The organism is Pedobacter agri PB92 (genome assembly GCF_000258495.1).
In the GTDB taxonomy this organism is placed as follows: Bacteria; Bacteroidota; Bacteroidia; order Sphingobacteriales; family Sphingobacteriaceae; genus Pedobacter; species Pedobacter agri.
Map to the genome: position 1 here is coordinate 1 of NZ_AJLG01000280.1, position 4106 is coordinate 4106.

The following is a 4106-nucleotide window of genomic DNA, read 5'->3' on the forward strand; positions in this document are numbered from 1 at the left end:
AATTACTAAACTTAAATTGAAAGGTGTTTTGAATTTGGCTCATTCCCATTTTTCACTTGATTTTTTAACCAGAAACGAAATGGACATCATCGGGAAAATATCTGATTATATGAGCGATTCATTTTATGAAAGAATAGACAGCTCAACTCTCAAGGAAGATATTTTACTCTATAATCCAAAAAAAAAACGGCGAATATTTAGATTCAATTATGAGTAAAAGTCAGCATTTAAATTGGAAACCTTTAGTAAATATGTCGCCTGATGAGGTTGCCATTTGGATGAATAAGAGTAAATTATATGTAGATTTCGGATATCATCCCGGACAAGAGCGAATGCCAAGAGAAGCTATTTTAATGAAATGTTGTGTAGTAACTGGTAGCAAAGGGTCTGCTGCCTATCAGGATGACGTACCTGTGCCTACAGGCTTTAAGTTTGATGACAGTAAAGATTCAGCAGAAAAAGTGATTCGTCGTCTGGAGCAAACACTAGCAAATTTCGATGAGGATACTAAACTTTTTAAGGATTACAGAATTAGGATAATTGCTGAGAAAGCAAATTTCAATAAAGCGGTAAAGTTAGTTTTTGGAGGAAGTGAAAACAACTAAAGAATGAATAATACAAAACCGGCAAAAATAAATTATGACTTCATTGATTCCTTAAGATTCATTTCTATGTTTGGAATTGTAATGGAACACAGTTCTTTCTTCTTTGGGGCTAAGTTTAAGTATTTTGATGAAAAGATAGTTCAAATTTTTAGCCTGCAATTCTTCAAATTTGGCACCATAATCTTTTTTCTGCTCGCAGGCTTCCTAATTGGAGACAAGTTTAATACCTATAGCACCAAAGAATATTTAAAAAGACGACTTCAGAATACTGTTAAACCCTGGCTTTTTTGGGTAGTTGTATTATTTGTACTCAATTATATAGATATAGCTGTTCGAAACATCAAATCTGGAGACCCTACTTTCATGGGTAAATCAATTGCAAACATTTTAGGTGATTTTGGAGATATTGTTTTTAATACAAGTTATTGGTTTATCCCCAATTTTCTGATTTGCATAGCCATACTACTACTTTTCAGGAAATATTTATACAATATTTTTTTTGGAGGCTTTCTCCTAATTTTATCTCTATCATATTCTATAAATCTTTATTTAGATATTTTTCCAACCTCTCACACAACCGCATTATTTGGTTTTATTTTCTATCTATGGTTGGGCGTTCAGATTAATAGACATTATGAAAAATTTAAGATAATAACTCAAAATACTTGCATGTCCATTCTAATAGCATTAACTTTCATTACATTCATGCTATCTAGTTGGGAGAGTTACTATTTACTTGTAAAACTTCCAAACGATCCTTTTAATACACTCAGAATATCCAATATTATTTATTCTTTAGTTTGCTTTGCTTTATTATACAAATTGGGCGATAAGATATCGTTAAACAAATTTAAACCAAGCATATTCACCTTTGGCATCTATTTAGTTCATCAAATACTTGTGTTCAGGCTTATGCCTTTAATCTTTAGGCCACTGCATATCAGTTTTGAAAATAAGTCGGCTTATTATTTTCTATCTATTCAGTTATTAACATTTGCAGTAGTTTATACTAGTTCTATTTTATTGGTTTATGTGATTAATAAAGTTCCAAGTATGAGATGGATTGTTGGGAGATAAGTTTAAAGATCTAGGTAAATTTAATGCTAGTTGTTAACCATCTGATACTTTTTGGCATCAATCAACTTTAAATATATTGCATAACTCCGATTAGCTTTTGAATGGGCCATATTAACACCTTCGCAAAATTATTTCAACAAAAAAGGCCTCAATTTCTTGAGGCCTTGTCAATATACTTTAATTGCTTACAGTTTTCTAGCTACTTCAACTTGTTCGTAAGCCTCAACAATGTCTCCAACTTCGATGTTGTTAAAGTTCTGAATGTTTAAACCACACTCATAACCTTTGTTTACTTCTTTCACATCGTCTTTAAAGCGTTTTAATGATGCCAACTCTCCTGTATAAACCACAACACCATCTCTAACGATACGGATCTTGCTGTTACGGGTAATCTTGCCATCTAATACCATACAACCTGCAATGGTACCCACTTTAGTAATTTTGAAGGTTTCACGGATCTCCACGTTAGCCACAATTTTCTCTTCAAATTCTGGATCCAACATACCTTCCATTGCCGATTTAATCTCGTTGATTGCATCGTAAATGATAGAATATAAACGGATATCAATTTGCTCAGCTTCGGCTAATTTACGTGCACCTGTTGATGGACGAACCTGGAAACCAATGATGATCGCATCTGAAGCAGAAGCTAACAATACATCAGATTCTGAAATCTGACCAACACCTTTACTGATGATATTGATTTGAATTTGCTCAGTTGAAAGTTTCAACAATGAATCGGCTAATGCTTCAATCGAACCATCCACATCACCTTTAACAATGATATTAAGTTCTTTAAAGTTTCCAATCGCTAAACGACGACCAATCTCATCCAATGTGATATGTTTCTGTGTACGTAAACCTTGCTCACGTTGTAACTGCATCCGTTTGTTTGCAATGTCACGTGCTTCAGTTTCACTTTCTAAAGCGTTGAAACGGTCACCCGCTGTAGGTGCACCTTGCATACCCAAAACCTGTACTGGTTGTGATGGACCTGCTGATTCTACTTTAGCACCACGTTCGTTTGTTAACGCTTTTACACGTCCGCTGTAACTTCCTGCCAAAATTGGATCTCCAACTCTTAACGTACCCGCCTGAACCAATACTGTAGTTACAATACCACGTCCTTTATCTAAAGCTGACTCAATAACTGAACCTGTTGCTCTCTTGTTAGGATTAGCTTTCAATTCTAGTAATTCAGCTTCTAACAATACTTTATCCAAAAGCAAATCAACATTTAAACCACTTTTGCTTGAGATTTCCTGTGATTGATATTTACCACCCCAATCTTCAACCAAGATGTTCATTGCTGATAATTGCTCACGAACTTTATCTGCATTTGCACCTGGTTTATCCACTTTAGTAAAAGCGAAAACCAATGGAACACCGGCAGCTTGTGCGTGATTAATCGCCTCTTTTGTTTGAGGCATCACTGCATCATCCGCAGCCACTACGATAATGGCAATATCGGCAACCTTAGCACCACGGGCACGCATCGCTGTAAAGGCTTCGTGACCTGGTGTATCTAAGAATGTTACTTTTTTGCCTGAAGGTGTAGTTACCATGTAAGCACCAATGTGCTGTGTAATACCACCTGCCTCACCAGCAACCACATTTGCTTTACGAATATAATCCAGCAATGAAGTTTTACCGTGATCGACGTGACCCATAATCGTAACAACCGGAGCTCTTTCGATTAAATCTTCCTCATTATCTACTTCTTCAATTACGTTTTCTTCATCTTCATCTGGTTTTACGAATTGGATTTCGTAACCAAACTCATCGGCAACAATGGTTAATGTTTCAGCATCTAAACGCTGATTAATTGACACGAACATACCCAGACTCATACAAGTACCGATAATTTTGGTTACCTGTACATCCATCATGCTCGCCAATTCGTTTGCCGTAACAAACTCAGTAACTTTTAATATTTTAGATTGAGATTCAAGTTCATTTGCTGCCTCTTCTGCGTTGAATGCTACATCATCACGTTTCTGACGACGTAACTTGGCACGTTGCGCAAATTTACCAGATTTACCTGCTCCACTTAAACGAGCAAGTGTTGCCTTGATTTGATCTTGAATTTCTTTCTCAGTAGGTTCTTCTTTAGGTCCGCTTGGTGTAGCATTTCTATTTTGGAAACCTGGTCTGTTGTTATTTCTATTGCCTTGGTAAGGCGTTCCACCTTGTCCGGCTGGTCTGTTACCTTGGTATGGCGTTCCACCACCTGGTCTGTTACCTTGATAAGGCTGACGAGGTTGGCCTGGTGCACCGCCTTGGCCTGCAGGATTTTGCCCTGGCTGACCCTGACCACCATGTTGACCTGGCTGCCCTGGAGCTCCAGGAGTTTTTTTACGTTTACGCTTACGTTTTGCAGCTTCACTATCACTAGATGATGCTACCGGACCGTTTCTTCTATCC

Annotated in this window: 4 protein-coding genes; 3 read left to right on the forward strand and 1 reads right to left on the reverse strand. The window is 36.9% G+C overall.

Annotation, left to right across the window (positions count from 1 at the left end; translation table 11 throughout):
- From ON09_RS26385 to ON09_RS22980, 3 genes are all read left to right on the forward strand, one after another.
- A partial coding sequence (locus ON09_RS26385) for a hypothetical protein (protein ID WP_039843134.1) occupies positions 1-217 on the forward strand: 217 nt, incomplete at its 5' end.
- Complete coding sequence (locus ON09_RS22975; protein ID WP_010603419.1) at positions 210-605, forward strand: hypothetical protein; 396 nt, start codon at positions 210-212, stop codon at positions 603-605. The genes ON09_RS26385 and ON09_RS22975, both read left to right, overlap by 8 nt.
- Before the next feature lie 3 nt (positions 606-608).
- Positions 609-1682 (forward strand): acyltransferase family protein, encoded by a 1074-nt coding sequence (locus tag ON09_RS22980; protein WP_010603420.1) that lies wholly within the window; start codon positions 609-611, stop codon positions 1680-1682.
- Between the two features lie 185 nt (positions 1683-1867).
- Here the strand turns inward: ON09_RS22980 and infB are convergent.
- A partial coding sequence (gene infB, locus ON09_RS22985) for a translation initiation factor IF-2 (RefSeq protein ID WP_010603421.1) occupies positions 1868-4106 on the reverse strand: 2239 nt, incomplete at its 5' end.

Coding starts and splice junctions, on each gene's coding strand:
- ON09_RS22975 (WP_010603419.1), top strand. CDS start 210: ATGAGTAAAAGTCAGCATTTAAATTGGAAACCTTTAGTAAATATGTCG.
- ON09_RS22980 (WP_010603420.1), top strand. CDS start 609: ATGAATAATACAAAACCGGCAAAAATAAATTATGACTTCATTGATTCC.